Below are 1,650 nucleotides of genomic sequence, written 5' to 3' on the forward strand. Positions count from 1 at the left end.
GGGGGTGCGGACGTTTTTCTGGACCTCCTATGATGCAATCAATCCGAGTTGCTTACGATATTGAGTCGGACTAACTCCACCAAGTGATACTTTAATACGTTCTTCTGAATACCAATGTATATAGTCATCCAGAGTCTTGATGAATTCATCAATCGTTACATCCTGCCAGGAATGACCATAAAACATCTCATTCTTAAGACAGCCGAAAAAACCTTCACACGCCGAGTTATCTGGAGAGCATCCCTTCTTTGACATAGACCGTGTAAGACCGGCAGCTTCCATACGTTCAATCCAGCCTGGCCAGCGGTAATGACATCCTCTGTCGGAATGCACAATAGGATGCTCATCTGCCTTTAAGGTCGTTACTGCCATATCCAGCATTTCATTGACAAGATCAGCGTTTGGCGATGTTCCAATCGTCCATGCGACTGGAAGTCCGTCAAAACAATCTATAATTGGAGAGAGATATACTTTACCTGCTGGAATAGCGAACTCTGTGATATCCGTCAGCCACTTCTTGTTTGGTGCATCAGCATGAAAATTACGCTGAATTACGTTTGGAACGGCTGGAGTAATCTCGCCTTTGTAAGAGTTATATTTCCTTTTCTTAACACTTTTAACAATGAGTCCTTCCTTCTTCATAAGACGGCGTACAACCTTTTCAGAAATAGTTACAGACTCATTCTTTAGAACAGCATGAATTCTTCTGTAGCCATATCTGTTTGAAGATTCATCAAAGGCCTGTTTTATCTTTCCACGGACTTCGGCATACTTGTCAGGAGCAGACATAGCGACTTCCTGATAGAAGTAACTGCTCTTTGACATATGCAGAACACCTAGAAGAAGTTTAAGGCCGTATTGGCTTCTGAGGGCGTCAATCACGATCGCTTTTTCGTGGTTCGTCAGGCTGCTGAGACTGACGCCCTGGTCTTTTTTTATTACTTCAGCTGCTTTCTCAATGACGTCCTTTTCAACACGAAGACGAAAGACTTCATCTTCAAGCTCTTTTGCCTGCTTTTTAAGGCTGTCAATCGTTGCCTGAAGCTCTTCAACGGTATCAGGAGTTAATGATGTATCTTTTTTTCTCTTTGGCACGGACGACACGCTTCCTTTTCCAAGCAGTTTTCTTGCCCAGAGATAGACGGATTCTCGTCTTACGTTATACTGTGAAGCAATCTCATCCACGGTTTTATCTCGTTGGCATAATTCAAGCACTGCCGATTCTTTCTTTTCTTTCGTTAAGTATACCAAAGGCCGTGCAGAATAACAACGTGACTTCTCTTCAGGGTGACGCTCTTTGATCCATTGTTTCAGCAATGTTCTGCTTGGATATCCTAAAGCTCGCAATGTTCTTGAAGCACATTTACCATGCTCCATATAGTACCTCACAGCAGTGTCCTGCTGAGCCTTACTGTATTTCTCTGGGCGGAATCTCTTTTTCTTAAGATCATTGTTGTTGAGATACTCTTTGTACCAGCTCACTAATGAGTGCCGATTCGGATAGCCAAGCTCACGGATAACAGCAGCTGCATTTTGGTCATATTGGATGTAAAGCTGTACTGCCTTCATCCTATCCTCGTAAGAATACATGTTTGCGCAGACCTCCTTCTGGTTCCTGATTCAGGTCCAGGTTTTTGTCCGCACCCCCTT

General features: G+C 43.5%; 1 protein-coding gene. It reads right to left on the minus strand.

Annotated elements, in window-relative coordinates:
* Positions 1 to 27: 27 nt before the first annotated feature.
* A complete protein-coding gene (locus ACTNCK_RS11670) occupies positions 28 to 1,590 on the minus strand; it encodes an IS3 family transposase (protein WP_441082896.1) in 1,563 nt (520 codons plus the stop codon).
* Between the last annotated feature and the right edge of the window lie 60 nt (positions 1,591 to 1,650).

Source organism: Candidatus Weimeria sp. HCP3S3_B5 (assembly GCF_052064335.1).
Taxonomy (GTDB): Bacteria; Bacillota; Clostridia; order Lachnospirales; family Lachnospiraceae; genus Weimeria.

Excerpts from the sequence above, each read along its gene's own strand:
- ACTNCK_RS11670 (WP_441082896.1), bottom strand. The coding sequence starts at position 1,590 with ATGTATTCTTACGAGGATAGGATGAAGGCAGTACAGCTTTACATCCAA.